Here is a 26,147-nt window from a genome sequence, read left to right as displayed (position 1 = left end):
GTCAGCCCTTGAACAACTGATTGGCTTGCCCGTACGGCATCGAGTGCGAGGTAAAGCTGAAGGTGCCGGACGTTTTGACCTCTTGCGCGGCGCGGTAGAACTCGCCGTACGCGGCCAGCGCAAACGCAGACCCGACGCTGACTCGCTTGACGCCCATTTCACTCAATTGCTGCACCGTCAGCTTGAGCCCGCCGGACATCAGTACATTCACCGGTTTCGGCGCCACGGCACGAACCACCGCCAAAACATCTTCAGCGCTACGTAGCCCCGGCGCGTACAACACGTCAGCGCCGGCTTCGGCAAATGCCTGCAGGCGTCCAATGGTGTCGTCCAGATCAGGATTGCCATGCAGGAAGTTTTCCGCACGCGCGGTCAGCATGAAGGGGAATGACAGACTGCGGGCGGCGGCAACGGCGGCTTCGATGCGCGCAACGGCGTGCTCGAAACAGTAGATCGGTGCCTCTTCGCGGCCCGTGGCGTCTTCGATCGAACCGCCGACGGCCCCCGCAGCAGCGGCGCGCAAGATGCTTTGTGCGCATTGCGCCGGGTCATCCGCGAAACCGTTCTCCAGATCGACAGCGACCGGCAGATCGGTGGCGGCGACGATGGCGCGCACATTCGCCAGGGTGTCTTTCAGCGTCAGCCCGCCATCCGGCCGGCCTTGCGAAAACGCATAACCGGCACTTGTGGTCGCCAGCGCCTCGAAGCCGAGACTGGCGAGCATTTTCGCCGAGCCGGCGTCCCACGGGTTGGGGATGACAAACGCGCTGCCGCGCTCGTGCAGTGTTTTGAACGCCTGGGCTCGAAGGGTTTGCGCATCCATTGGCGGGCTCCTGAAGAAGGGACGGGGCCGCCTCAGAGCAAGCCAAGTTGTTCGGCGGCGGGCTCTCTGTATAGCTCAGCCAGCGGCGGCAGGCCAGGCAAACGTAGCATCAGTCGTGCGTGGAAACGTTGTGCCAGTTTTGCCGCAAACAGATTATCGGAGGTGTGCAGGAAGATGTACGGCGTGCGCCCTTCTTCGATCCATTCGGCGATTTTCTCAACCCAAGGCTCAAGGAATGGATCATTGGCTTGCAGATGCGGATGGCCAATGAAGCGCACTTGTGGGAATTGCGTAAACGCTGCCGGACGCGGCGGCACTCGCGGTTTCTGTGACTGCGCGTGCAGCACGGCGGGATCGCTCGATGTGCAATTGAACAGCGCGCGCGGATCAAGGCAGATGCGTTCGACGCCTTTTTCGAGCAACAGTCGGTTGAGCGTGCGCTCGGCGTCACCCTTGGCGAAAAATGCTTCGTGGCGCACTTCGATCGCGAGGGGCCGGTCGATGGCATCGATGAAGCCGTCGAGTTCGGGCAAACGTTGCGGCGTGAAGCTTTTCGACAACTGCAGCCACAGCGGCGACACGCGCTCGTCCAACGGGCTGAGCAATCTCAGAAATGTTTCGGCGGCGGCGAGCTGTTCACGCAGGTCACCGCCGTGGCTGATGTCGCGGGGAAATTTGGCCGTGAAGCGGAAGTGTGCAGGCATGGTTTCGGCCCAGCGCTGCACCGTATTGACAGCCGGGCTCGCGTAGAAGGTCGTGTTGCCTTCTACGGCATTGAATATCTGCGTGTAATAACTGAGGAATTCGCCGGGTTTGGCGTCTTGCGGGTAAAGGTAATTGCGCCAGGCATTCTCACTCCACGACGGGCAGCCGAGGTAGTAAGGCAACACGGTCAGATGTACAGGTCGAGACCCAGCACGTCCGCATCCCAATCGACAAAACCGGCGGTGCTGAGGTAGCTGGCCAGGGCCATCGCGACGCTTTTGCTCATGGCGCGGTGGTAAAGCATGTCTTGCTGACGGGCCGGAAGATTGCTCAAGCGTTGCGCGGAAGCTTTGGCGGCACGAGCAGCCATCTGTTCTTCGGAGGGGAATTCCAGTTCACCGTCAATATCAACGGTATCGTCCTCGACCACACGCCCGGTGCGGGGCTTGCGTTTGATCGGATACGACTGAGAGGAAAGGCCGTCTATACGCATAACGTCAAGGCTCGGTATCAATGATGGCAGTTTAGTGGCACCTGGCACACTTCGCAAACAGCCGAGTGATAACTAGAACACAGAAATACGAAAAGGTTTAAAAGCGCAGGTAGAAACTGACGATTGGCTGCAACTGACACTATTTTTGTGCAAGGGGACTTGTCCCCTCGGCACAGGATCACCGCGCTTTCGGGGTTGCCACTTTATCGCGCAGATACACCGGCTGTGCGTCATCGGCAACAATCGCCTCGCCCCGTGCCCAGGCGAAACGCGCCAGGGTCAGCAGGTCTTCGGCATGCGGCAACATCGCTGCATCCTGCCCAGTCGGATTGACGGCGATGCGTTCGGCATAACCCCAACCGGTGCCCGCGCCGAACCATTCACCGCTGGCATCAACGGGCAGTCTTGCCGCTTCCGGCGACAACACCGCTTCGTTGCCGACCAGACGCATCTCCCCCGCCGTTTCGCGGTAGCAGCCCCAATAGACTTCATCCATGCGCGCATCAATCGCTGCTGCGACCTGGCTGACGCCGTGCTCGCGATAAGCCCGCTGCGCCAGCACGGCGAGGTTGGACACCGGCAGCACCGGGCGATCCAGTGCGAACGCCAGCCCTTGCACTACGCCAATGGCAATCCGCACCCCGGTAAACGCGCCGGGGCCACGACCGAATGCGATCGCATCAACCGCTTGCAGCGTGGTGCCAGCATCGGCAAGCAGTTGCTGGATCATCGGCAACAACTTCTGCGCGTGCAGGCGCGGGATCACCTCGTAATGGCTCGTAACCTTGCCGTCATGCAGCAAGGCAACGGAGCAAGCTTCAGTCGCGGTGTCCAGGGCCAGCAAGGTGCTCATCGATGTGTCCAGAAGAAAGGTCAGAAAAAGTGCGCCAGTATAAACAACTACGGCCCGCAAGCGGGCCGTAGAAGATCAAGCGGTGTTCAGCTCAGTGCTTCAAGCACCTTGCCGGTGATCGCTTCAACCGAACCGACGCCCGCAATGTGGCTGTATTTCGGCTTGCCATCAGTCTTGGCGGACAGGTTCTGATAGAACTCAACCAGCGGCTTGGTCTGCGAGTGATAGACCGACAGGCGATGACGCACGGTTTCTTCAGTGTCGTCCTTGCGCTGCACCAGTGCATCACCGGTGATGTCGTCCTTGCCCGCCAGTTTCGGCGGATTGTAGACGGTGTGGTAAACGCGACCGCTGGCTTCGTGCACACGACGACCGGCGATACGCTGAACGATTTCTTCGTCATCGACGGCAATTTCGACCACGTGGTCCAGATTCACACCGGCTTCAACCAGCGCTTCGGCCTGGGGAATGGTGCGCGGGAAACCGTCGAACAGGAAACCGTTGGCGCAGTCGGACTGAGCGATACGGTCCTTGACCAGCGCGATGATCAGATCGTCGGAGACCAGACCACCGGCATCCATGATGCTCTTGGCCTTGATGCCCAGCTCGGTGCCAGCCTTGACAGCAGCACGCAGCATGTCGCCGGTGGAGATTTGCGGGATGCCGAACTTTTCGGTGATGAACTTTGCCTGAGTACCTTTTCCGGCCCCGGGAGCTCCCAGCAGAATGACGCGCATCGATGTGCTCCTCAAATTTTTATATAGATAACAACGGATTCGCCTCGTGGGGCCAATCTCAAAAAACTGGGTCGTGGCCGCCCAAACGGCCAAAGGCTGATCAAGATACACAGCAGGCCCTGCCCACACAAGCCGCCGAAAGTCGGAGAAACCCGCGACTTGCGCGACCTTGCGCGGGGGTGCACCCAGTCGCAACCCCATCATTAACTGTCGCCTGACAGCATTTTTCCCGCCTGAAAAAAACGGCACTCGAATGCAGTACCGAGTGCCGCGCGACTGTTGCGAAACCTTAGCCGGTATTTCGCAATCCGGCCGCGATCCCCGCCACAGACACCAGCAACGCCTGCTCCACGGGGCTGCCCTGCGCCACTTCCTGCTGCCGCGAGCGGGCGAGCAACTCGGCCTGCAATAGATGAAGCGGGTCGAGGTAGGTGTTGCGCAACCGAATGAATTCCAGGGTGTCGGGGCTGTGCGCCAGCAGTTGCGACTGACCGGTCAGGCCAAGCACCACGGCGCACGCCTGCGACAATAGGTCGCGTAAATGCGCACCTAATGGCAGCAGTTGCGGCTCGACCAGACGCTCATCGTAGGATCGCGCGATATCGGCGTCGGCCTTGGCCAGGACCATTTCCAGCATGTCGATGCGAGTGCGGAAAAACGGCCATTGCTCGCGCATCTGCCCCAGCAGTTCGCCCTCGCCCCGTTCCAGCGCCTTGCTCAGCGCCGCTTCCCAGCCGAGCCAGGCCGGCAGCATCAGGCGCGTCTGGGTCCAGCCGAAAATCCACGGGATCGCCCGCAAGCTCTCGATGCCACCCGCGCGGCGCTTGGCCGGGCGACTGCCGAGCGGCAAGCGCCCCAATTCCTGCTCCGGCGTGGACTGGCGGAAATACTCGACGAATTGCGGATGTTCCCGCACCACGGCGCGGTAAGCGCTGACACCGTCTGCGGCCAATTCGTCCATCAGATGGCGCCATTGCGGCTCGGGCGGCGGCGGTGGCAAGAGCGTCGCTTCGAGGACGGCAGCCAGGTACAGATTGAGGTTCTGTTCGGCGATGTCCGGCAGGCCAAATTTGAAACGAATCATTTCCCCTTGCTCGGTGGTACGGAAACGCCCCGCCACCGAACCCGGCGGCTGCGACAGAATCGCCGCGTGTGCCGGACCGCCGCCACGGCCGACGGTGCCGCCGCGACCATGGAACAACAACAGTTCGACCTGCTGCTCGCGGCAGATATCGACCAGACGTTCCTGCGCCCGGTATTGCGCCCAGGCGGCTGCGGTGGTGCCGGCGTCCTTCGCCGAATCGGAGTAGCCGATCATCACTTCCTGCGGCCCCTGCAACCGCGCGCGATAACCCGGCAGCAGCAACAGCTTCTCGATCACCGGACCCGCGTTATCGAGGTCGGCGAGGGTCTCGAACAACGGCACCACGCGCATCGGGCGCAACACACCGGACTCTTTGAGCAGCAATTGCACGGCCAGCACGTCGGAAGCGGCGCCCGCCATGGAAATCACGTAAGAACCCAGCGATGCGCCCGGCGCCGCTGCGATTTCCCGGCAGGTGGCGAGCACTTCCTCGGTATCTGCCGACGGTTTGAAATACGCCGGAAGCAATGGCCGGCGGTTGTTCAGTTCCCGCGAGAGGAAGTCGATGCGCTGTTCTTCGCTCCAGTCCTGGTAACGACCGAGGCCCAGGTAATCGGTGATTTCCGTCATGGCGGCGCAATGCCGTGTCGAGTCCTGGCGCACATCGAGGCGCACCAGGAACAGGCCAAATGTTACCGCCCGACGCAAGCAATCGAGCAGCGGCCCGTCCGCGATCACGCCCATGCCGCATTCGTGCAGCGACTGGTAACACAGCTCGAGCGGATCAAGCAGGTCGCGATTGTCCTGCAGCACATCGGCGCTCATCGGCACAGGTTTGCTCAGCGAGGCGTGCGCCCAGTTACGGGTGGCGCGCAGGCGTTCACGCAGCTGTTTGAGCACTGTGCGATAGGGTTCGGCGTTTTCCCCGGATTTGGCTTTCAACGCGTCACTGGCCTGCTGCATCGACAACTCGGCGGCCAGGTGATCGATATCGCGCACGAACAAATCAGCGGCCATCCAGCGCGCCAGCAGCAACACTTCACGAGTGACCGTTGCGGTCACGTTCGGGTTGCCGTCGCGGTCGCCACCCATCCACGAGGCGAAACGAATCGGCGCCGCCTCCAATGGCAGGTGCAGACCGGTAGCGTCGTGCAGAGCCTTGTCGGCCTTGCGCAGATAATTGGGGATCGCCTGCCACAGCGAATGCTCGATCACCGCAAAGCCCCATTTGGCTTCATCGACCGGGGTCGGCCGGGTGCGGCGTATTTCCTCGGTGTGCCAGGCCTCGGCGATCAGACGCTGCAACTTTGTCTGGATCTGCTCGCGCTCGGCGCTGGTGAGGTCGCGATGATCCTGCGCGGCCAGTTGCGCGGCAATGGCATCGTATTTCTGGATCAGCGTGCGACGGGCCACTTCAGTGGGATGCGCTGTCAGCACCAGGTCGATTTCCAGTCGGCCCAATTGCCGGGCCAGCGACTCGGGCTTATGCCCTTCTGCCAGCAGACGTGCAAGCAGCTCTGGTAACACGCGGGTTTCGAACGGCGCAGGTTGTGACGCTTCGCGGCGGTGAATCAGTTGATATTGTTCGGCGATATTCGCCAGGTTGAGGAACTGGTTGAACGCCCGCGCGACCGGCAGCAGTTCCTCTTCGCTCAATTGATTGAGGCTGGCGCTCAGTTCAGCGTCCATCGAACCGCGACGGTCCGCCTTGGCGCCCTTGCGGATCTGCTCGATCTTGTCGAGAAAACCATCCCCATACTGTTCACGAATGGTATTGCCCAACAGCTCACCCAGCAGGTGAACATCCTCGCGCAAGCGTGCATCAATATCGGTCATCAGCAGTTCTCCAGCGAAAAATCCGGTCAGCCAAGACCACAGAGAGTGCCGCTGCGCACCGATTCTTACAAGCAAACGACGAAGGGACTTTAAACCCTTGGCGTTGAAGCTAGTCTGATGGGTAAGCCACACGAAGGCTTTAGCCGGCCAGATACCGGACATTCACACGGCCTGCCACGAGCAGGAGCGCCATGAGGTCATTATGAAAATCCGCGAGCTTGCCCAGCATTGGGAAGAAAACGCCAAGGGTCGCCTGACCGATACCGGGTACACCATTCACCTGGACATGGAAGCGGCAGCCCGGCTGGCGGCGATTACCGAGATGTACCCCAAGCGGCATCCCGAAGAACTGCTGGGCGAATTGATCGGCGCGGCGCTGGAAGAGCTGGAAAAAAGCTTTCCGTATGTGAAAGGGTCGACGGTTGTGGCCACGGATGAGGAAGGTGATCCGCTGTACGAAGATGTCGGTCCGACGCCGCGTTTTCTCGCGTTGTCCCGTCGGCATTTGCATGATCTGGCGTCGGAGAATGGCGATCAGAAACACTGACTGCGTCACTCCAAATCGGTGGGAGCGAGCTTGCTCGCGATGGTTTTTTGCTACAACGCATTTGCTCAGCAGAAATGCGTCATCGTTAACGTCCATCGCGAGCAGGCTCGCTCCTACAGGGACTTCGGCCTGCCCCAACACTGCTTTCCACACCCCGCGAATTCGCCCTCGCATACCCCTTTTTATGCCCAAAGTTCCCGACTTAGAGGCCTGTCTGTTCGATCAAAGTTTTTTCGGGCGATTGGCCATACTCGCTGAACTTTTGAAAAACGCCTCGGGTCACAGCCAGTAACCACGCCTGGGACGACCGTTTCAAAAATACCCCGGAACATGACGGTTGCGGCTCCACACCCAGGATGGATTTTTCGTTTTTCAGGAGTATTTCCAATGGAGTTGAAAACCATGAAGACCCGAACTGCCATATCCTCGTTTACCTCACTGCGCGGCTTGAAGCTGGCAACCCTGGCACTCGGCAGCACCTTCCTACTGGCCGGTTGCGCCGGCAACCCGCCGTCCGAGCAATACGCTGTCACTCAATCGGCAGTCAACAGCGCCGTCAGCGCTGGCGGTACCGAGTTTGCAGCGGTGGAAATGAAATCCGCCCAGGACAAACTCAAACAAGCCGAAATCGCCATGCACGACAAGAAGTATGACGAAGCCCGCATCCTCGCCGAACAGGCCGAGTGGGACGCTCGCGTTGCCGAGCGCAAAGCCCAGGCGATGAAGGCTGAACAGGCTGTGAAGGACTCTCAAAAAGGCGTTCAGGAACTGCGTCAGGAAAGCCAGCGCACCGTGCAATAAGCGCCGCTACGACGTACTTCTTACTCGACTTAAAAGGACGAAACCATTATGCGTAAACAATTGATGATCCCTGCCCTGCTGGCCGCAAGCGTTGCATTGGCTGCCTGCTCGACGCCGCCTAACCAGAACCTGGAACAGGCGCGCACCAACTACAGCGGCCTGCAAGCCAACCCGCAGGCGAGCAAAGTTGCCGCGCTGGAAACCAAAGAAGCCAGCGACTACCTGGACAAGGCTGAAAAGGCTTACCTGGACAAGCAAGACGAGTCCAAGGTCGATCAACTGGCTTACCTGACCAATCAGCGCGTTGAAGTGGCGAAACAAACCATCGCCCTGCGTACTGCCGAAGCCAATCTGAAGAATGCTGCAGCGCAACGTGCTCAAGCGCGTCTGGACGCTCGCGATCAACAGATCAAACAGTTGCAGGACAGCCTGAACGCCAAACAGTCCGACCGCGGTACCGTGGTGACCTTCGGTGACGTGCTGTTCGCCACCAACAAGGCTGATCTGAAATCCAGCGGTCTGGTCAACATCAACAAACTGGCCCAGTTCCTTCAGGAAAACCCGGACCGTAAAGTGATCGTCGAAGGCTACACCGACAGCACCGGCGCGGCTGCGTACAACCAGTCGCTGTCTGAGCGTCGCGCCAATTCCGTGCGCATGGCTCTGGTAAAAATGGGCGTCGATCCAGCGCGCATCGTTGCCCAGGGTTATGGCAAGGAATACCCGGTTGCTGAAAACAGCAGCGTTTCCGGTCGTGCAATGAACCGTCGTGTGGAAGTGACCATTTCCAACGACAACCAGCCAGTGATGCCGCGTTCGGCTGTTAGCTCGAACTAAGTTTTACGCAGTAACGCAAAAGCCCCGCCTGATTCGATCAGGCGGGGCTTTTTGCATTCGGGGGTCAACATTCAACTCTAAAAGAAACTACGAACCTGAGGCAGGTTATCAACACTGCTCGCTGAAACCTGTCAGATGTGCCAGTAGTTACGCTGTTTCTTTGCAAATAGGCTGGTTGTGCAAACCAACCAAATGCTTAAGGAACTAACGAAATGCATAAACATTTTATTTCCATGGTCGTGCCCTTGATGTTGTTGGCAGGCTGCGTAACCCCACCGCCTCCCCTGCCGGCAGACTGGGAACATGCGCATAGTGATCGCGACCAGATCACAAATGATACTTTCCCAACCCAGCTAAATCGGCTTCCTGTTGTAGGAGAAAAAAAGATTATCGTGGTCGCTGTTGAGTGGCCGGGTGAGAAAAAACTTGATCCTGCATTATTGCAACGCCAAATCTTTTCTTCCGACCACAGTTCATTGCGCTCCTACATCCATGCAGCTTCGGGTGGCAAACTCAACCTTACCGGCAGGGTAATATCCTACGTCTCGAAATTGTCTCGTCCCGAATATTGTAATAGAACCACCTACCCTTTTTCTTTGGCTGTCCAGGAAGGAGACAAAGGGGTGATAGCAAATGGAATCGACCCGCGGAGCTATGATTACCAGTTCAACATACTGGATTGCGGAGGGTACGCGTCGGCGAGCGTGGGGGGGAGAAACATGGCGGTCTATGGTCAAGCCCTCGGCACCTATATCTATTGGCACGAATTTGCACATAACCTGGGCAGTACTCACGGAAACACTTTCATTAACTGCCCGCAGTCCGGCAATACCGTAACGGCCCCTACTGGGTGCAGAACCATCGCTTACGGTGACACGGGCAACCCGGTTGGAGGGGGATCGTTTCTCCCGGACGCCAAAGCCCGCTATTTTTCGGGTTGGCTGGATGATACACAGTCGAAGCTTATTCAGAGTACCGGTTTATATGGGTTGGGGGTATTGGGCAAAAATGGGTCACAGGGTTACCGCTTGAATCGTCCGGGACTTTCGCCTGCCGAGCTGGTGTTGGAATATCGTAAACCTGGTCCGTACGATGCCTTCCAGCAAAGCGACAACAGGGCAAACGGTTTATGGATCAGATATTCAAACAAATCGGGCGCGCTTTTAACCACTCAACTCGATGCCACGCCTGAAACGGCTTCAACGGCTGATCCGACGTTACTCCCAGGCAAAACTCTCACGGATGCGGCAGCGAAAATTTCTATCCATGTGTGTACCGCAACCCCTGAGGCCATTTCCTTCACCCTAGCCCTAAATGGAGAAGTACAACCGAGTTGCAAACAAAACTTATCGCCACCCGATATAAAACAACCCGTGGCAGGCGCGCCAGCCAGTCCGAACCCTATTGTATTGTCAGGTACGAGCCATCCTGGCGCGGAGATATTTGTACTCTATGAACGGACAGACGGAGGTGCATTTTACCCGGACATTTTGCAAGTTGCAGATAGCAATGGAAACTGGCGGGTAACTTTACCCCCGGCGCTAGCAGGCCACTATAAAGCAAGAGTGATACAATTCATCGCGGGCAACCTGACGGAGGCCTCTCGCGAATTTAGCGTTGCACCTTGATTATCGCAACCGGCTGAAGGTTCACTATGGAAAAAACTGGCGCTCTCTCAACGTTGCTATTGTCGAATATGAGAGCGTTCAGTTTGGCGTTAACTATGGTTCTAGCTTCTGCGGCGTCTCCTGCCCCATACAGCGCACAGCCCGTTTCTTGTTGTTAACCAGCACGCCCGTCAGCCCTTTCTGTTCAGTGTCGAACATCACCAGCACGCCATCGATGCATTGCGCCACTTGTGCCGCTGGCTCCAGCGAAACTTTGTAGTCTTCGCCCGGCACAGTCTTGAGCAGGGTGAAGTCGCTGAGCAGCAGCGCGTCTTCGGGCTTGGCGAAGTGCAGGTAGCCGTAGAACCACAGGGCACCCACAGTGCCGAGGATGCTGCAGATGCCGGTGATGATCAGCGGGATGGCGTTGCGTTCGTCACTCATTGCGGATTCTCTGGTGGTTCATTTTCAGAATTCGGCGGTGCCGGGTAATTGGGGATTTCACCCAATCGGCGCAAACCGTCGAAATGCTGCGGGTCGTCGAGGTAGCGCAGCATGACTTTGCGCCACACCGGGTCGGCGAAGGTTTGCACATGGCCGCCGCGGGTCAGTTGCAACACCCGCGGGGGCGGCGCAGCTTGATACAGACGGATGCCGTTGGAAAGGGGCACGATCGGGTCGTCAATGCTGTGGTAGATCAGTTTGGGCACGCCGTTGAGTTGCGCCATGGAATGGATTGCGCTGTCACCGTCCGGCACCAGCCAGGACAGTGGCACTTGCAGCGGCCAGGTCAGCCAGGAATTGCTCAGGGCGAAACGACCAATGCTGCGGTAACTGGCGGGGACGCCATCGAGCACGAAGGCCTTGAGCTGTGTCTGTCGTTGCGGGTGCTGCACCAGATAATGCACGGCCATCGAGCCGCCGAGGCTCTGGCCTAGCAGGATCAGCGGTTTGCCTTGGACTTGCGGGGCCTGATCGAGCCATTTGAACGCCGCGTCGATGTCCTGATAAATCGCCGGCAAGCTCGGTTCGCCCTCGGACAAACCGTAACCGCGATAGTCAATCAGCAAGACCTGATAGCCCTCCTCCGGTAACCACCAACTGCCGCCCAGGTGCATGGGCAGATTACCGCCGTTGCCATGCAGGTGCAGGACCGTGCCTTTGACTTCGACGCCTTGTCTGGCTGGCAGCCACCAGCCATTCAGCTTGAGGCCGTCGGCGGTGATGAGGGTGACTTCGCGGTATTCGAGTTTGGCTTTCGCCGGGGTGAACAGTTGGCCGGGTTCGGGGTAGAACAGCAAGGAGCTGCAACCGTTCAAGGTCAGGAACAGGCAGAAAATGCCGAGGATTCTCATCCGTTGAAACCTCGCTGGAGATGGGGTGGGCGCGCAGACTAACTTGTGGGAGCCAGCCTGCTGGCGATGGCGGAGTGTCAGGCAACATTATTGTTGAATGTTCAATCGCTATCGCCAGCAGGCTAGCTCCCACAGAAGGTTTGGGTGTTTACAAAATATTGGAGTAATCCGCTTCGATCCGGTCCAGGCTCAGGTGGTTGAGGAAGTTGGAGAAGCACATCCAGGCCGACAGCGCATTCATGTCGCGGAACTGTTCCGGCAAATACTTGGGCGCCACCACCAGGCCTTCATCGACCAACTGGCGCAAGGTGCGCATGTCTTCCAGCGTGGTCTTGCCGCAGAACAGCAGCGGCACCTGCTCAAGCTTGCCCTTACGCACGGCCAGCTGAATGTAGTTGTAAACCATGATGAAGCCCTTGAGGTAGGACAAATCTTTGGTAAATGGCAGACCTGTCGGCACCGAGCCGCGGAAAACCCGACTGGCGTTGCCGTAGCTTTCCGCCATTTCAAAACCCTGCTCGCGGAAAAACTCGAAGATCTGCAGAAAATCCGCGCCCTCCTCGACCATGTGAATGGCGCGGGTGCGGTTAGTCAGCTTGCGCAGACGACTCGGATAAGAGGCGAACGTGATGATTTCCATCAGGATCGCCAGGCCTTCCTGCGTCACCGTCGACGATGGCGGACCTTTGGACAGGAAAGTGCAGATCGGCTGGTTCAAACCGTTCAGCGTGGTGCCAACGTGCACCAGCCCTTCGTGGACTTCGAGGGCGCGCACGTCACGCTCGTTGAACATCGCGTCGGTGCGAATCTTGATGTAATCAGCCCCCGCCGCCGCGTCGGCGACGATGCCGTCCGACTCGAATACGCGAATGGTTTCTTCGGCCTCGCCGAACACCCGGCTCAAACGCGTCTGCAACAGATTGACGGCCTCCTTGGCGGTGAGAATTTTCGGTTCGTCCTTCAGATCTCCGCGACCGTCGATGTTGTTGAGGTAATCGGAGAGCATCAGCCCAAGGTCGGACAGCGTCGGATCACCGGCATGAAACGCGTCGGAAGCAGCGCCATAAAGCTCTTGGGAAATCAAACCGAAATCTTCGGTGCCGCGCGCTTCGAGCATGCGCACCACCATCCGGTATTCCTTGCACATGCGCCGCATGATCTGGCCGACCGGGTTGAACTGGCCGAGCTGACGGGTGATGTCGCGCTCGATGTTCTGGAATTCCAGTTTGACCTTGCTGGAGTCGAACGCCAGCGGACGATTGAGGTAGTAATCGCGGTCGACGGCCGGCATTTCCTTGCCCTTGGCCTTGAGGAAACCCTTGCGGATGCTGTCATCCCATTTGACCGCGTCGAGGACGCGTATCGGCGTCTGTGCCAGCACAATGCGATCGGACAAAATGCGTATCGTCTGCTGGTAATCGTCCACCCGATACTCCTGTAGAAATACTGTTATTTGGCTTTGGTCTGACGCTGATAGCGCGCGGCTTCAACGAACACATCGGAATTGGCCGGGTTGTCGAGGTAGGCGAAAACCTGATCCATCGAGGTGTTGACCAGCACACCCTCGCCGTCGTCGGTCTGAAAGCCTTCGCCGCTGAGGACTTTCTGCCCCATGGCCTGATTGATCTGCTCGAGGTCGAGGTTGTAGACCACCAGTTCCTGCTTGTCGGTGAGTTCGAAACCGGCAATCGTGAAGCGCCCGCCGAACTGCGCCGGCACCTTTGCCGACAAATACCAGCGATTGCCGTGGCGTGACACAGTGAAAGGATAAGCTTCGCGTTCTTTGGGTCTGGCTTTGAAATAACTGACCGCCTGGTAGCGATTGCCGCCGGTGCGCGTCAGCTCCAGGTTCATCGGCTCGCCCCAGGCGTTTGTGCTGGTCCATTTGCCGAGCAAACCTTTCGGCGCGGGGTCGCTGGCGGGCAGCGGTTCGCGGAACGTCACCAGACAGCCGCTGAGCAGCAGGAACGACAGGGCGATCACAGCGACACGCCAGGTTTTCATTAAACACTCCTATGAAATAGCTGCGTCCTCAAATGAACACCGCACCTGTGGGAGCGAGCTTGCTCGCGATAGCGGAATGTCAGGCGACATCTCTGTCGAATGTTAAACCGTCATCGCGAGCAAGCTCGCTCCCACAGGGTTGAGCGTCTAACCCGAGACTCATACCGATGCCAGCACCAGATGCATATAGCGCGTGAGGATGCCGAGCATTTCTGCTTCGGCCACGGGCTCGGCGTCGTTGAGCAAGCCCTGATATTCCATCCGACCGATTATCGCCGTCAACACCTTGGCATCCTGTTGTGGTTCACGAGAACCCAACACATGCAAAAGCTGGCAGGTGCCTTGAAGCAAAATCTGCTGATGCGACCGCACCAGTTGGGCCAGCCGCGGGTTCAACAGCGCTTCCTGACGGAAAGCCTGTTCGGCCATCAAGTGCTCGCGCCGATTGATCAGTTGCCGATGCACATAGTCCGCCATCAGCCCCGCCATGTCGTCCGCCAGTCGCGAGCGCGACTCCGGGCTGCCGTCACCGCTGACCACCATCTCGCGCAGCAGGCCTTCGTTGTTCACCCACAACCTGGCCATGTAGGCCGCGCTGCGCTCCACGTATTGAGCGAAGGTATCGGTGAGCAGGTCATCGATATCCTTGAAATAGTAAGTGGTGGCCGACAACGGCACACCGGCCTCGGCAGCCACCGCGCGATGGCGCACGGCGCGCACGCCATCACGCACGACAATGCGCATCGCAGCATCAAGAATATCCTGTCGCCGCTGCTCGCTGCCCTGTCGGCTGGCCTTGCGACCCTGGTACTGAACACTTTCAGCGACCGCAATGGCAATGTTGGAGGAAAGAAGCTGCAAGTTATAAGCTCCAGGCTGCAAGTTAAAGCGGGGGAGTCGGCTTGTAGCTTGTAGCTGCCGCCTCCCCAAATCCAAAAAAAAGCCGCCTTTCAAGCGGCGGCTTTCGTTTACGCTTGCGGCCGCATGTGCGGGAACAGGATCACGTCGCGAATCGACGGGGAGTTGGTCAGCAGCATCACCAGACGGTCGATGCCGATACCTTCTCCGGCCGTTGGCGGCATGCCGTATTCAAGTGCACGGACGAAGTCGGCGTCGTAATGCATGGCTTCGTCATCACCGGCATCCTTGTCGGCCACCTGCGCCATGAAACGTTCTGCCTGGTCTTCCGCGTCGTTCAACTCGGAGTAGGCGTTGGCGATTTCACGGCCGCCGATGAACAGTTCGAAGCGATCGGTAACGTTGGGGTTCTCGTCGTTGCGGCGCGCCAGCGGCGACACTTCGAACGGGTACTGGGTGATGAAGTGCGGCTGCTCGAGTTTGTGCTCGACCAGCTCTTCGAAAATCATCACCTGCAATTTGCCCAGACCTTCGAAACCCAGCACCTTGGCGCCGGCCTTCCTGGCGATGGCGCGAGCCTTGTCGATGTCGGTCAGGTCGTCAGCGCTCAGCTCGGGGTTGTACTTGAGGATCGAGTCGAACACCGACAGACGCACGAACGGTTCGCCGAAGTGGAACACTTTGTCGCCGTATGGCACGTCGGTGCTGCCCAGTACCCGCTGCGCCAGTTCACGGAACAGTTCTTCGGTGAGGTCCATGTTGTCTTCGTAATCGGCGTATGCCTGATAGAACTCCAACATGGTGAATTCAGGGTTGTGACGAGTCGAAACGCCTTCGTTGCGGAAGTTGCGGTTGATCTCGAACACTTTCTCGAAGCCACCGACAACCAGACGCTTGAGGTACAGTTCCGGCGCGATACGCAGGAACATTTCCATGTCCAGCGCGTTGTGGTGAGTCTCGAACGGCTTGGCTGCCGCGCCACCCGGGATGGTCTGCAGCATCGGCGTTTCGACTTCGAGGAAGTCGCGCTGCATCAGGAAGCTGCGGATGTGCGCGATCACTTGCGAGCGTACGCGGAAGGTCTGGCGCACGTCTTCGTTGACGATCAGGTCAACGTACCGCTGGCGATAGCGCTGCTCGGTATCGGACAGCCCGTGATGCTTGTCCGGCAGCGGGCGCAGGGATTTGGTCAGCAAGCGCACGTTGGTCATTTCAACGTACAGGTCGCCCTTGCCGGACCGCGCCAAGGTGCCAACGGCTGCAATGATGTCGCCCAGGTCCCAGGTTTTCACGGCGGCGAGGGTTTCTTCGGACAGGGTTTTACGATTGACGTAAACCTGAATGCGCCCGGACATGTCCTGGATCACCATGAACGAGCCACGGTTGAGCATCAGACGACCGGCGACCTTGACCGGGATTGCAGCTTCTGCGAGCTCTTCCTTGGTCTTGTCCGCGTACTGTTTCTGCAGTTCTTCGCAGTAGTTGTCGCGGCGGAAGTCGTTCGGGAAGGCATTGCCCTTGGCGCGCTCGGCAGCCAGCTTTTCCTTGCGCAGGGCGATCAGGGAGTTTTCTTCCTGTTGCAGGGCTTGCGGGTCGAGTTCTAGGTCGCTCATGTCTTTAGATATTCCATCACGGGTTCGTTGCCCCCGGCCTGCGGCCGGGGATCGCCAGCAAGCTGGCTCCTACAGGGGATCGCGCTGTGTCAGCCGGTTCCGTGTCGCATGTCTTACAGCCCTTGTTTCAGGCTCGCTACCAGGTATTCGTCGATATCGCCGTCGAGCACCTTGTCGCAGTCGCTGCGTTCGATGTTGGTGCGCAGATCCTTGATCCGCGACGCATCGAGGACGTACGAGCGAATCTGGTGACCCCAGCCGATGTCCGACTTGGTGTCTTCCAGCGCTTGCGAGGCGGCGTTGCGTTTCTGCACTTCCTGCTCGTACAAGCGCGCCCGCAACATTTTCATCGCGGTGTCTTTGTTGGCGTGCTGGGAGCGTTCGTTCTGGCAGCTGACCACGGTGTTGGTCGGTACGTGGGTGATACGTACGGCCGAGTCGGTGGTGTTTACGTGCTGACCACCGGCACCGGAGGAGCGGTAGGTGTCAATGCGCAGGTCCGACGGGTTGATGTCGATTTCGATGTTGTCATCGATTTCCGGCGACACGAACACAGCCGAGAACGAGGTGTGCCGACGGTTGCCGGAGTCGAACGGACTCTTGCGCACCAGACGGTGCACGCCGATTTCGGTACGCAGCCAGCCAAAGGCGTATTCGCCCTTGATGTGCACGGTAGCGCCCTTGATCCCGGCCACTTCACCGGCGGACAGCTCCATGATGGTCGCGTCGAAACCGCGTTTGTCAGCCCAGCGCAAGTACATGCGCAACAGGATGTTGGCCCAGTCTTGAGCCTCGGTGCCACCCGAGCCGGCCTGGATGTCCAGGTAGGCGTTGTTGGCGTCCATCTCGCCGCTGAACATGCGCCGGAATTCGAGTTTTTCCAGCGACTCGCGCAGACGTTCGACTTCGGCAGCGACGTCATCGACGGCAGCCTGGTCTTCTTCTTCGGCGGACATCAGCAGCAAATCTTTGGCATCGGCCAGACCGCTGTGCATTTCGTCGAGGGTTTCGACGATCTGTGCCAGCAGCGACCGCTCGCGGCCCAGTTCCTGAGCGTACGAGGGGTTATTCCAGACAGCCGGATCTTCAAGCTCGCGATTGACTTCAGTCAGACGCTCATGCTTTTGATCGTAGTCAAAGATACCCCCGAATAGTTTCGGAGCGCTCGGACAGGTCCTTGATACTGTTAAGGATCGGGTTGATTTCCATGGCGGGCAGCACTCGTTTGCGAACTTTTGAAAGCCGGCGAGTATACCGTAATCAGGTTGCCACGGCAGCCCGCCTGGCGGCTGACGAGCAACTTAAAAACGCTGTGGTGAGCGGGAATGCACCAAACCTGTGGTGAGGGGGTGCGCAGTAGTCCTGTGGCTGGGCGTTACGCGATACCCACCTGATTGCGCCCGTTATGCTTGGCCAGATACAACCCCTTGTCCGCCGCCGAAATCAACTGCCGGCAGTCGCTGCCCTGTTGCGGGACTATCGTGGAGAGGCCGATGCTGATGGTCAGGCTCGATCCTTCGATCGGCGCGATATGCGCAATCTTCAGCGCGGCCACCGACTGGCGCAGCTTTTCGGCCACCAGTCGCGCACCGCCGGGCGAAGTATTGGGCAAGACCAGCGCAAATTCTTCGCCCCCGTAACGCGCCGGCAAGTCCGACGGCCGCGCGCTAGCGTCGCGAATGGCCGTCGCCACGGTACGCAACGCTTCATCGCCTTCGAGGTGACCAAAACTGTCGTTGTAGGATTTGAAATAGTCCACGTCGATCATCAACAACGACAACTGACTCTGGTCGCGCAACGCGCGGCGCCACTCAAGCTCCAGGTATTCGTCGAAATGCCGGCGGTTCGACAATCCGGTCAGGCCATCGGAGTTCATCAAGCGTTGCAGCACCAGATTGGTGTCGAGCAACTGCTGCTGGCTGACCCGCAACGCCCGGTAGGCCGCATCGCGCTGCAGAAGGGTCATGTAGGAGCGCGAGTGATAACGGATACGCGCCACCAGTTCGATGTTGTCCGGCAACTTGACCAGATAATCGTTGGCCCCGGCCGAAAACGCGGCGCTTTTGATCAGCGGATCTTCCTTGGTCGACAGGACAATGATCGGAATGTCTTTGGTCGCCGGGTGATTGCGGTACTCGCGCACCAGGCTCAGGCCATCGAGGCCGGGCATCACCAGGTCCTGCAGGATCACCGTCGGCTTGATACGAATCGCCTGCGCCACCGCCTGGTGGGGATCAGCGCAGAAATGGAAATCGATATTGGCTTCGCTCGCCAACCCGCGGCGCACCGCTTCGCCGATCATGGCCTGATCGTCCACCAGCAACACCATGGCGGCGTTCTCGTCAGTCTTGATGCCATCGAGTTGTAAATCATTCATGTGCGGTCACCTGAGAGATGCTTGGACCAGGATTGCTGCCGGGGGTCGTCATTGGCCGAGAATCTCCAGCAATCGTGGTGCGATCTTGTCCAGCGGGTGAATCTCCATGGCGGCGTCGATGGCCGCAGCCGCTTTCGGCATGCCGTACACCGCGCTGCTTTGCTGATCCTGAGCGAGGGTCAGGCAACCCTGTTGGCGCATGAGTTTAAGACCCTGCGCACCATCGCGGCCCATACCTGTGAGCAACACGCCGACGGCATCGCCATTCCAGTAACTGGCCACGCTTTCGAAAAAAACGTCGATCGATGGCCTGTAGACCTCGTTAACCGGCTCGGCGGTATAGGCCAGTGTGCCGTTTTTCAACAGGCGGATGTGGTGATTGGTGCCGGCCAGCAAAACGGTGCCGGGCTGCGGCGGTTCGCCCTCCTGCGCAAGACGCACGTTGAGGCCGCTGACGCTGGCGAGCCATTCGGCCATGCCGGCCGCGAACACCTGATCGACATGCTGCACCAGTATAATGGCGGCGGAAAAATTCCGTGGCAGCCCCTTGAGCAGCACTTCCAGCGCCGCCGGCCCGCCAGCGGACGAGCCGATGGCAATCAGGCGCTGGCGCGAAGCGCAACTGCGCAGCGGGCTCGGCGCGGGTCGCTCGCGCTGGGTACGGTCGCCGATCAGCCAGCCGATGTTCATGATTTTGCGCAACAACGGCGCGGCAGCTTCCTGAGCATTGCCAACGCCCAGTGCCGGGGTGTCAACCACATCCAGCGCGCCGTGGCCCATGGCCTCGAACACCCGGTGCACGTTCTGCTGACGGTCGACAGTGACAATGACGATGGCGCACGGGGACTCGGCCATGATGCGCCGCGTCGCTTCGATGCCGTCCATGACCGGCATGATCAGGTCCATCAGGATCAGGTCGGGGGTGAACCCGGCGCAACGCTGCACGGCCTCGGCGCCATCGGCAGCGACCCAGACCACTTCGTGCGCCGGCTCGAATGCCAGGGCGCGGCGCAAGGCCTCAACCGCCATGGGCATGTCGTTGACGATGGCGATTTTCATGGGCGCGCTTCTCCGATGAGCTCAACCACTGCATCGAGCAGGGCGTCGTCATGAAAACTGGCTTTGGCCAGATAATAGTCGGCGCCGGCGTCCAGTCCACGCCGACGATCTTCCTCGCGGTCTTTGTAGGACACCACCATCACCGGCAGCGATTGCAGTCGATTGTCGCGGCGCAACAGTGATACCAGTTCGATACCGTCCATGCGTGGCATGTCAATGTCGGTGATCAACAGATCGAAATCCTCCGAACGCAGCGCGTTCCAGCCATCCATACCGTCCACCGCGACGGCCACGTCATAACCGCGATTGAGCAACAGCTTGCGCTGCAATTCGCGCACGGTCAGCGAATCGTCCACCACCAGAATCCGTTTGCGCGCGACTTGCGCCACTTGGTTGCCGTGCCGTGCGATCCGCTCCAGACGCCCGGTATTGAGCAGCTTGTCGACCGATCGCAGCATGTCTTCGACATCGACGATCAGCACCACCGAGCCGTCGTCAAGTAACGCGCCGGCGGCGATGTCCTGCACTTTGCCCAGACGTTCGTCCAACGGCAAGACCACCAGCGTGCGTTCGCCAACGAAACGCTCGACCGCAACGCCGTAAATCGCCTCGCGCTCGCGGATCACCACCACCTTGAGCGTAGGCTGACCGTGCTGGCTCGTCGGGCGCTGCAGCAGTTGGCTCGCGGCGACCAGCCCGACATGCCGGCCTTCATGCCAGAAATGCTGACGGCCCTCGACCTGAACAATGTCCGCCGGTTCGAGATCGCACATCCGTTCGATGTGCGCCAGCGGAAAGGCGTACGCCTCGTCGCCGACTTCCACCACCAGACTGCGCACCACCGACAGCGTCAGCGGCACCTCGAGATGAAAACGACTGCCCTCGCCCGCCGTCTGTTCCAGCACCACCGCGCCGCGCAATTGCCGAACCATGTGCTGAACCGCATCCAGGCCGACGCCGCGTCCGGACACTTCGGTGACCTTGTCGCGCAGGCTGAAACCCGGCAGAAACAGAAACGTCAGCAGTTCTTCTTCGCTCAACTGCGCGGCGGTCTCGGCCGGAGATAGCTGTCGATCGATGACGCTGCGGCGCACGTTCTCCAGATCGACACCCTGGCCGTCATCGCTTAGCTCCAGCACCAGCAGGCCCGCCTGATGAGAGGCGCGCAGGCGAATGACGCCCTCGGCGGGTTTGCCGGCCAGTAGTCGTTGCTCGGGAGATTCGATGCCGTGGTCCACCGCGTTGCGCAGCAGGTGCGTAAGCGGCGCTTCGAGTTTTTCGAGGACGTCGCGATCAACCTGGGTTTTCTCGCCCTCGATTTCCAGGCGCACCTGTTTGCCCAGGCTGCGGCCGAGGTCGCGAACCATGCGCACCTGGCCACTCAACACATCGGCAAACGGCCGCATGCGACACGCCAGCGCCGTGTCATAGAGCACCTGCGCACGCTGGCTGGCCTGCCAGGCAAACTCATCCAGCTCGGCATTCTTTTGCGCCAGCAACTGCTGGGATTCGGCCAGCAAGCGACGGGCAGCGTCGAGGGCTTCCCGGGCTTCCAGACTCAAGGCAACTTCCTTGAGCTGCACGTTGAGATTTTCCAATGCGCGCAGGCCGTTGCCCTGCATGCGCTTCAAACGCTGCATGGTCGCCAGGTGCGGTTTGAGCCGCAGGGTTTCCACCAGCGACTTGCTTGACAGATCGAGCAGGCTGTTCAAACGCTCGGCTGTGACGCGCAACACACGTTCGCCGTTTTCGGTGGTGCGTCTGGTTTTTCGCGCAGGATCGGCGGCAATGACTGGGGCGATAGTCGGCGGCTCGACCACTGGCACCGGCACCTGGATCAACGCCTCTTGCGGTTCGTCAATAAAAGGCGCGATCGGCGTACTGATCGGGGCCGCCAGCGCTAACGGGTCCAGCAACTTCGCCATCAGCACCCCATAGCTTTCGAGGTCTGCAGGCGTCGGCGCACTGCCCGGCGTGGCGATGCGCATCAACAGATCGGTGCCTTGCAGCAACGCGTCGATGTACTCGGGCCGCAGATACAAGCGCCCCTCCTGCGCGCTGACCAGACAATCTTCCATCACATGGGCAACGCTGACCCCGGCCTCCACCCCGACGATCCGCGCCGCGCCCTTGAGCGAATGGGCTGCGCGCATGCACGATTCGAGATGAGTGGCCTGGGTCGGGTCGCGTTCCAGCGCCAACAGGCCAGCACTGAGCACCTGGGTCTGGGCCTCGGCTTCCAGGCTGAACAGCTCGAACAACGAGGCGTCGCGCATTTGCTCGGGGGTCATGTGAGGCTCCGGGTCACCGCGGACAACAGATGCTCTTCATCCAGCCAGCGCAGGCTGCGCCCCTTGAATGACAACACGCCCCGGGTGAATTTGGCAGTGGCGTGGCTGCCCGAGCGGGACGCCGCGTCGAGCACCCGTTCGTCGATGGCGTGAATGCCATCCACCTCGTCCACCGGCACCACCACCGGCCCACCTGGCGCGGCGATGATCAGCATGCGCGGCATCACGCGTGCGCCGCCGGGCGCGCTGCTCGCGCCATCCAGCCCCAGCAGATCCACTAAAGACAGGCACGCCACCAGCGCGCCGCGCACGTTCGCCACGCCGAGCAAGGCCCGCGAGCGCTGATGCGGCAGCGAGTGAATGGCTTGCAGTGGCGCCACTTCGACCAGGCTGCGGGTGGCCAGGGCGAGCCATTCTTCACCGAGGCGGAACATCAACAGTGAACGGGTTTTGACGTCGCGTTCCAGTTCGACGCAAATCGGCCCGCGATCCTCCTGCTGCAATGCATAGCGATCGAGCAGGCGCGTGGCCGCTGCGGCGTACACCGCGCAATTGCGGCAATGAATGTGCTGGGCCAGCAGCGGGCAGGATTTGTCGCCGTGAATGCCGATGCGGTTCCAGCAATCGTCGATGGCTTGGGCGTCTTCATGAATCAGGCTGAAGCTGTCGGCGGCAGTCATCGTTTACGCTCGCTATCGTCGGTGCGCGCGGCGCGCTCTTGCAATCGTCGGGCTCCGGCCGTGTCTCCCCGGGATTGCAACAATGCAGCCAGCTGCATCAATGCTTCGCCATGTTGCGGGTCGAGGTACAAAGCCTTGCGATAAAAGCCCTGCGCCTGGAGAGCGCTGCCGGCGACATCGCTGAGCAGTCCCAGCCAGTAAAACACCTGGGCCACCGGTTCGTGACTGCGCAGGTATTGCTCGCACGCCGCGCGGGCATCGGCAGTTTTGCCTTCGTTGGCCAGCGCGGCGATGTGGGTCAGCAGCGAGGCGGCGTCCGGGTTGGCGGTTTTTTTCGCCAGCGCCAGCGACAGCGGCAGCGGCGTCACCGGCGCGAAGGGGCGGCGCACGGGCAGCGACGCGCGGCTGGCGAACGGTTTTGCCGGTAACAGTTGGCGCAGCGGCAGCGGCGTCGGAACAAACGCCGCAGCAGGTTCGGGTGCGCGCTGGCGGCTAAAGGCAAAGGACTGCGCGATGCCGATCGAGCGCATGCCCAGAAGCCCCAGCAAACTGCCCTCCGCCGGACCGATGAACAGCACGCCGTCGACATGGGTCAGGCGCTTGAGCACTTCGAACACTTGCTGCTGGGTCGGCTGATCGAAATAGATCAGCAGGTTGCGGCAAAACACAAAGTCATACGGCGGCTCGCTGCCCGGCAAGGCCGGATCAAGCAGGTTGCCGACCTGCAATCGCACTTGCTCCAGCACCCGTTCGCTGAGCCGATAGCCGTCACTCTCTGCGCTGAAGTAGCGTTCGCGAAAGCTCAGGTCCTGACCGCGAAATGAATTCTTGCCGTACAGCGCTCGACGGGCTTTTTCTACCGACAACGCGCTGACGTCCATGCCGTCGACCTTGAACTGATGCGGTTTGAAACCGGCATCGAGCAACGCCATCGCGATGGAATAAGGTTCTTCGCCGGTGGAGCACGGCAGGCTGAGGATCCGCAGGGCGCGCAGGTGGTTGATGGCCTCAAGTCGCGTGGTCGCCAGTTTCGTCAGCGTGACGAACGACTCCGGGTAACGGAAAAACCACGTTTCTGGAACGATCACTGCCTCGATCAACGCTTGCTGTTCGTCTGACGAACCCTGCAGCGTGTGCCAGTACTCATCCGCCGTTTGCACGTTCGACGCGGTCGTGCGCTGCCGCACGGCGCGTTCGATGATCGCCGAGCCGACCGACGTCACGTCAAGGCCGATGCGCTCTTTAAGGAAATCGAAAAAACGTCGATCGCTGCTCATGGGCGATCCTCGAACGACGCGCGATCCCGTGGCGGCGCAGGGAACAGCAGCCCGCGAACCTGATCGTCCAGCAGGTCGGCAACCCGCACCCATTGCAGCAGCCCGTGCGCATCTTCACGCACCGGACCGAGGTAACGCGCCTGGCGGTTGTCTAGGCCATAAGGCTGAAATTCCACAGGATTGCAGCGCAACGTGTCGGTGGCCTGTTCAAGAATCAGCCCGAGCAATTGCGTATTGCCGGTCGGGTCCGGGCGGTAATGAACCAGCACCAGACGCGTGCTGGTGCGGGCCTGCGCCGGCTGGCCGAAAGTCAGTGCGCACAGATCGATCACCGGCACGACAGCGCCGCGGTAGGCGAACACCCCGGCGACCCAATTCGGCGCATGGGCGATCGGTTTCAGCGGTAACCGCGGCAACACTTCCGCGACCTCGGTCGCTGGCAACGCATAGCGTTCGCTGCCGATACGAAACAGCAGAAACAAGACCTGCCACGCCGGCTTCACTGCACTGCGCTTGACGGTGATTTCGTCCATCAGACTTTGAATCGCGAGACGCCGCCACGCAGCCCTGTGGCGACCTGGCTCAATTCGTCGATGGCGAAACTGGCCTGACGCAAGGATTCGACCGTCTGGCTGCTGGCATCGCCCAACTGCACCAGCGCGTGATTGATCTGTTCGGCACCGGTGGCTTGGGCCTGCATGCCTTCGTTGACCATCAACACCCGCGGCGCCAGCGCCTGGACCTGGTGGATGATCTGCGACAACTGCTCGCCGACCTGCTGCACTTCGGACATGCCACGACGTACTTCTTCGGAGAACTTGTCCATGCCCATCACCCCGGCCGACACCGCCGACTGAATCTCGCGCACCATTTGTTCGATGTCGTAAGTGGCGACGGCGGTCTGATCGGCCAGCCGTCGCACTTCAGTGGCGACCACGGCAAAACCGCGCCCGTATTCACCGGCCTTCTCGGCTTCGATGGCGGCGTTCAGCGACAACAGATTGGTCTGGTCGGCGACCTTGACGATGGTCACCACCACCTGATTGATGTTGCCAGCCTTCTCGTTGAGGATCGCCAGCTTGGCGTTGACCAGGTCCGCGGCGCCCATCACCGAGTGCATGGTTTCTTCCATCCGCGCCAGGCCTTGCTGCCCGGAGCCGGCGGCGACCGACGCCTGATCGGCGGCGGTGGAAACTTCAGTCATGGTGCGCACCAGGTCGCGGGAAGTCGCGGCGATCTCACGAGAGGTCGCGCCGATTTCCGTGGTGGTGGCGGCGGTTTCGGTGGCGGTGGCCTGTTGCTGTCTGGAGGTGGCCGCGATTTCGGTGACGGAGGTGGTGACCTGAACCGACGAGCGCTGCGCTTGGGAAACCAGCGACGTCAGCTCGGCCATCATGTCGTTGAAGCCGGTTTCGACCGCGCCGAATTCGTCCTTGCGGTCCAGATTCAAGCGACCGCTGAGGTCGCCGGTGCGCATGATTTCGAGGATCTGCACAATGCGGGTCATCGGCGCCATGATCGCGCGCATAAGCAGCAGGCCACACAGACCAGCGGCCAGAACTGCAACCAGCAGAGAGATGCCCAAGACGATTTTGGCGGTGATCACCGCACTGTCGATGGCCGCCACATCATGATCGGCCACCGCTTTGTTTTCGCGGATGATGTCATTGAGTTTCATGCGCCCGGCGATCCAGGCGGGAGTGAGCTGCTCATTGAACAGTTTGATCGCCTCGGCTTCCTGATTCTGCTTGCGCAGGTCCAGCACGGAGCTGAGGACCTTGTTGTATTCCCCGTGGAGTTTTTCGAAGACCGCGTATTCGACCCTGTCTTCTTCGGTGGTCACCGTGCGCTGATAATTGGCCATCTGCTCTTGCACACGCAGGGCAAAACCTTTGAAGTTTTCGGCTTGTTCGGCACTGAACCCCTGCCCTTCCTTCAACCCGAGCATTTCCTGGGTACGCAGGTAAGTGTCGACCCAGGCGCTGCGAATCATCGAGCTGTAATACAACCCCGGCAACGCGTCTTCACGAACGCTGGCTTCGCTTTCTTCAATCTCCAACAGCCGCGAATAAGACACGACAACCATCAGCAGCATTATGGCGATGATCACCGCAAAGCTCGCCAATATCCGTTGGCGCAACGTCCAGTTCTTCACAGTCAGTCCTCGGGGCCGTTTCAAATGTCGGGGAGTATAGCCGAGGGCGGTGTTTCAAATTTGACACGGATGTGGGGCAGGTCTCATCTTTGGCGCAAATGTTGGGGCTGGCCCAGCGAGTTTTGTATCGAGGCCAATGGCGCCGTTGCGAGCAA

General features: G+C 60.0%; 24 protein-coding genes. 4 read left to right on the top strand and 20 right to left on the bottom strand.

The genetic code is table 11. The annotated features are described in order from the left end of the window. Position 1: 1 nt before the first annotated feature. From ACYZT1_RS06045 to ppc, 6 genes are all read right to left on the bottom strand, one after another. Positions 2-823 (bottom strand): isocitrate lyase/PEP mutase family protein, encoded by an 822-nt coding sequence (locus tag ACYZT1_RS06045; protein ID WP_462018120.1) that lies wholly within the window; start codon positions 821-823, stop codon positions 2-4. Between the two features lie 32 nt (positions 824-855). Beyond that, positions 856-1,713, bottom strand: coding sequence for a DUF72 domain-containing protein (locus tag ACYZT1_RS06040; RefSeq protein WP_462018119.1), 858 nt, complete (start codon positions 1,711-1,713; stop codon positions 856-858). A 2-nt stretch (positions 1,714-1,715) separates the two neighbouring features. Further along, on the bottom strand, positions 1,716-2,021 hold the full coding sequence (locus ACYZT1_RS06035; RefSeq protein WP_462018118.1) for a hypothetical protein: 306 nt from the start codon (positions 2,019-2,021) through the stop codon (positions 1,716-1,718). Between the two features lie 178 nt (positions 2,022-2,199). Continuing rightward, positions 2,200-2,874 carry a tRNA (adenosine(37)-N6)-threonylcarbamoyltransferase complex dimerization subunit type 1 TsaB gene (tsaB, locus tag ACYZT1_RS06030; protein ID WP_462018117.1) on the bottom strand — a complete coding sequence of 225 codons (675 nt, stop codon included), beginning with the start codon at positions 2,872-2,874 and terminating at the stop codon, positions 2,200-2,202. 86 nt (positions 2,875-2,960) lie between these two features. Then, positions 2,961-3,611, bottom strand: a complete 651-nt coding sequence (adk, locus tag ACYZT1_RS06025) for an adenylate kinase (protein WP_462018116.1) — start codon at positions 3,609-3,611, stop codon at positions 2,961-2,963. A 289-nt stretch (positions 3,612-3,900) separates the two neighbouring features. Continuing rightward, a complete protein-coding gene (gene ppc / locus ACYZT1_RS06020; RefSeq protein WP_462018115.1) occupies positions 3,901-6,531 on the bottom strand; it encodes a phosphoenolpyruvate carboxylase in 2,631 nt (876 codons plus the stop codon). Positions 6,532-6,733: 202 nt separating this feature from the next. On the opposite strand from ppc, the gene ACYZT1_RS06015 reads away from it, so the two are divergent. The 4 genes from ACYZT1_RS06015 to ACYZT1_RS06000 all read left to right on the top strand — a co-directional run bounded on the left by ACYZT1_RS06015 (position 6,734) and on the right by ACYZT1_RS06000 (position 10,344). Continuing rightward, complete coding sequence (locus tag ACYZT1_RS06015; protein WP_462018114.1) at positions 6,734-7,078, top strand: pilin assembly protein; 345 nt, start codon at positions 6,734-6,736, stop codon at positions 7,076-7,078. 387 nt (positions 7,079-7,465) lie between these two features. Continuing rightward, entirely contained in the window at positions 7,466-7,879 is a 414-nt protein-coding gene (locus ACYZT1_RS06010) for a DUF4398 domain-containing protein (protein ID WP_462018113.1), read from the top strand. A 48-nt stretch (positions 7,880-7,927) separates the two neighbouring features. Beyond that, the gene (locus tag ACYZT1_RS06005; RefSeq protein WP_462018112.1) at positions 7,928-8,716 is read left to right on the top strand and encodes an OmpA family protein; all 789 of its coding nucleotides are present in this window, start codon (positions 7,928-7,930) and stop codon (positions 8,714-8,716) included. Between the two features lie 212 nt (positions 8,717-8,928). Continuing rightward, positions 8,929-10,344, top strand: coding sequence for an Ig-like domain-containing protein (locus ACYZT1_RS06000; RefSeq protein WP_462018111.1), 1,416 nt, complete (start codon positions 8,929-8,931; stop codon positions 10,342-10,344). Positions 10,345-10,437: 93 nt separating this feature from the next. Here the strand turns inward: ACYZT1_RS06000 and ACYZT1_RS05995 are convergent, their stop codons facing one another. The 14 genes from ACYZT1_RS05995 to ACYZT1_RS05930 all read right to left on the bottom strand — a co-directional run bounded on the left by ACYZT1_RS05995 (position 10,438) and on the right by ACYZT1_RS05930 (position 25,992). Further along, positions 10,438-10,767, bottom strand: coding sequence for a hypothetical protein (locus ACYZT1_RS05995; RefSeq protein WP_462018110.1), 330 nt, complete (start codon positions 10,765-10,767; stop codon positions 10,438-10,440). Then, positions 10,764-11,678: an alpha/beta hydrolase gene (locus tag ACYZT1_RS05990; protein WP_462018109.1), complete on the bottom strand. Its 915-nt coding sequence runs from the start codon at positions 11,676-11,678 to the stop codon at positions 10,764-10,766. Before ACYZT1_RS05990 ends, ACYZT1_RS05995 begins: the two co-directional genes overlap by 4 nt. A gap of 148 nt (positions 11,679-11,826) precedes the next feature. Continuing rightward, the gene (locus ACYZT1_RS05985; protein ID WP_462018108.1) at positions 11,827-13,104 is read right to left on the bottom strand and encodes a flavohemoglobin expression-modulating QEGLA motif protein; all 1,278 of its coding nucleotides are present in this window, start codon (positions 13,102-13,104) and stop codon (positions 11,827-11,829) included. 23 nt (positions 13,105-13,127) lie between these two features. Beyond that, on the bottom strand, positions 13,128-13,682 hold the full coding sequence (locus ACYZT1_RS05980) for a hypothetical protein (RefSeq protein ID WP_462018107.1): 555 nt from the start codon (positions 13,680-13,682) through the stop codon (positions 13,128-13,130). A 159-nt stretch (positions 13,683-13,841) separates the two neighbouring features. Continuing rightward, positions 13,842-14,543 carry a TetR/AcrR family transcriptional regulator gene (locus ACYZT1_RS05975; protein ID WP_462018106.1) on the bottom strand — a complete coding sequence of 234 codons (702 nt, stop codon included), beginning with the start codon at positions 14,541-14,543 and terminating at the stop codon, positions 13,842-13,844. Positions 14,544-14,650: 107 nt separating this feature from the next. Beyond that, entirely contained in the window at positions 14,651-16,153 is a 1,503-nt protein-coding gene (gene lysS / locus ACYZT1_RS05970) for a lysine--tRNA ligase (protein ID WP_462018105.1), read from the bottom strand. A gap of 113 nt (positions 16,154-16,266) precedes the next feature. Continuing rightward, positions 16,267-17,362 (bottom strand): peptide chain release factor 2 gene (gene prfB / locus ACYZT1_RS05965; RefSeq protein ID WP_102593528.1). Its coding sequence is split into 2 segments (ribosomal slippage): positions 16,267-17,289 and positions 17,291-17,362, totalling 1,095 coding nucleotides; the frame shifts between segments, so codons are not numbered across the junction. Positions 17,363-17,528: 166 nt separating this feature from the next. Beyond that, positions 17,529-18,530: a diguanylate cyclase domain-containing protein gene (locus ACYZT1_RS05960; RefSeq protein ID WP_462018104.1), complete on the bottom strand. Its 1,002-nt coding sequence runs from the start codon at positions 18,528-18,530 to the stop codon at positions 17,529-17,531. A gap of 48 nt (positions 18,531-18,578) precedes the next feature. Next, on the bottom strand, positions 18,579-19,589 hold the full coding sequence (gene cheB, locus ACYZT1_RS05955; protein ID WP_462018103.1) for a chemotaxis-specific protein-glutamate methyltransferase CheB: 1,011 nt from the start codon (positions 19,587-19,589) through the stop codon (positions 18,579-18,581). Continuing rightward, positions 19,586-21,880, bottom strand: coding sequence for a response regulator (locus tag ACYZT1_RS05950; protein WP_462018102.1), 2,295 nt, complete (start codon positions 21,878-21,880; stop codon positions 19,586-19,588). Before ACYZT1_RS05950 ends, cheB begins: the two co-directional genes overlap by 4 nt. Continuing rightward, a complete protein-coding gene (locus tag ACYZT1_RS05945) occupies positions 21,877-22,560 on the bottom strand; it encodes a chemotaxis protein CheW (RefSeq protein WP_462018101.1) in 684 nt (227 codons plus the stop codon). The genes ACYZT1_RS05950 and ACYZT1_RS05945 overlap by 4 nt, the downstream gene beginning before the upstream one ends. Then, positions 22,557-23,837 carry a CheR family methyltransferase gene (locus ACYZT1_RS05940; protein ID WP_462018100.1) on the bottom strand — a complete coding sequence of 427 codons (1,281 nt, stop codon included), beginning with the start codon at positions 23,835-23,837 and terminating at the stop codon, positions 22,557-22,559. Before ACYZT1_RS05940 ends, ACYZT1_RS05945 begins: the two co-directional genes overlap by 4 nt. Next, a complete protein-coding gene (locus ACYZT1_RS05935; protein ID WP_462018099.1) occupies positions 23,834-24,370 on the bottom strand; it encodes a chemotaxis protein CheW in 537 nt (178 codons plus the stop codon). The genes ACYZT1_RS05940 and ACYZT1_RS05935 overlap by 4 nt, the downstream gene beginning before the upstream one ends. Beyond that, entirely contained in the window at positions 24,370-25,992 is a 1,623-nt protein-coding gene (locus ACYZT1_RS05930; RefSeq protein WP_462018098.1) for a methyl-accepting chemotaxis protein, read from the bottom strand. Before ACYZT1_RS05930 ends, ACYZT1_RS05935 begins: the two co-directional genes overlap by 1 nt. Positions 25,993-26,147: the final 155 nt, after the last annotated feature.

It is taken from the genome of Pseudomonas sp. PB3P13 (genome assembly GCF_054897735.1).
Note: the sequence above shows the minus strand (reverse complement) of the source record. Positions and strands in the feature narration are given on the sequence as shown.

Excerpts from the sequence above, each read along its gene's own strand:
- ACYZT1_RS06045 (WP_462018120.1), bottom strand. The coding sequence starts at position 823 with ATGGATGCGCAAACCCTTCGAGCCCAGGCGTTCAAAACACTGCACGAG.
- ACYZT1_RS06035 (WP_462018118.1), bottom strand. The coding sequence starts at position 2,021 with ATGCGTATAGACGGCCTTTCCTCTCAGTCGTATCCGATCAAACGCAAG.
- tsaB (WP_462018117.1), bottom strand. The coding sequence starts at position 2,874 with ATGAGCACCTTGCTGGCCCTGGACACCGCGACTGAAGCTTGCTCCGTT.
- adk (WP_462018116.1), bottom strand. The coding sequence starts at position 3,611 with ATGCGCGTCATTCTGCTGGGAGCTCCCGGGGCCGGAAAAGGTACTCAG.
- ppc (WP_462018115.1), bottom strand. The coding sequence starts at position 6,531 with ATGACCGATATTGATGCACGCTTGCGCGAGGATGTTCACCTGCTGGGT.
- ACYZT1_RS06015 (WP_462018114.1), top strand. The coding sequence starts at position 6,734 with ATGAAAATCCGCGAGCTTGCCCAGCATTGGGAAGAAAACGCCAAGGGT.
- ACYZT1_RS06010 (WP_462018113.1), top strand. The coding sequence starts at position 7,466 with ATGGAGTTGAAAACCATGAAGACCCGAACTGCCATATCCTCGTTTACC.
- ACYZT1_RS06005 (WP_462018112.1), top strand. The coding sequence starts at position 7,928 with ATGCGTAAACAATTGATGATCCCTGCCCTGCTGGCCGCAAGCGTTGCA.
- ACYZT1_RS06000 (WP_462018111.1), top strand. The coding sequence starts at position 8,929 with ATGCATAAACATTTTATTTCCATGGTCGTGCCCTTGATGTTGTTGGCA.
- ACYZT1_RS05995 (WP_462018110.1), bottom strand. The coding sequence starts at position 10,767 with ATGAGTGACGAACGCAACGCCATCCCGCTGATCATCACCGGCATCTGC.
- ACYZT1_RS05990 (WP_462018109.1), bottom strand. The coding sequence starts at position 11,678 with ATGAGAATCCTCGGCATTTTCTGCCTGTTCCTGACCTTGAACGGTTGC.
- ACYZT1_RS05980 (WP_462018107.1), bottom strand. The coding sequence starts at position 13,682 with ATGAAAACCTGGCGTGTCGCTGTGATCGCCCTGTCGTTCCTGCTGCTC.
- lysS (WP_462018105.1), bottom strand. The coding sequence starts at position 16,153 with ATGAGCGACCTAGAACTCGACCCGCAAGCCCTGCAACAGGAAGAAAAC.
- ACYZT1_RS05960 (WP_462018104.1), bottom strand. The coding sequence starts at position 18,530 with ATGAATGATTTACAACTCGATGGCATCAAGACTGACGAGAACGCCGCC.
- cheB (WP_462018103.1), bottom strand. The coding sequence starts at position 19,589 with ATGAAAATCGCCATCGTCAACGACATGCCCATGGCGGTTGAGGCCTTG.
- ACYZT1_RS05950 (WP_462018102.1), bottom strand. The coding sequence starts at position 21,880 with ATGACCCCCGAGCAAATGCGCGACGCCTCGTTGTTCGAGCTGTTCAGC.
- ACYZT1_RS05945 (WP_462018101.1), bottom strand. The coding sequence starts at position 22,560 with ATGACTGCCGCCGACAGCTTCAGCCTGATTCATGAAGACGCCCAAGCC.
- ACYZT1_RS05940 (WP_462018100.1), bottom strand. The coding sequence starts at position 23,837 with ATGAGCAGCGATCGACGTTTTTTCGATTTCCTTAAAGAGCGCATCGGC.
- ACYZT1_RS05935 (WP_462018099.1), bottom strand. The coding sequence starts at position 24,370 with ATGGACGAAATCACCGTCAAGCGCAGTGCAGTGAAGCCGGCGTGGCAG.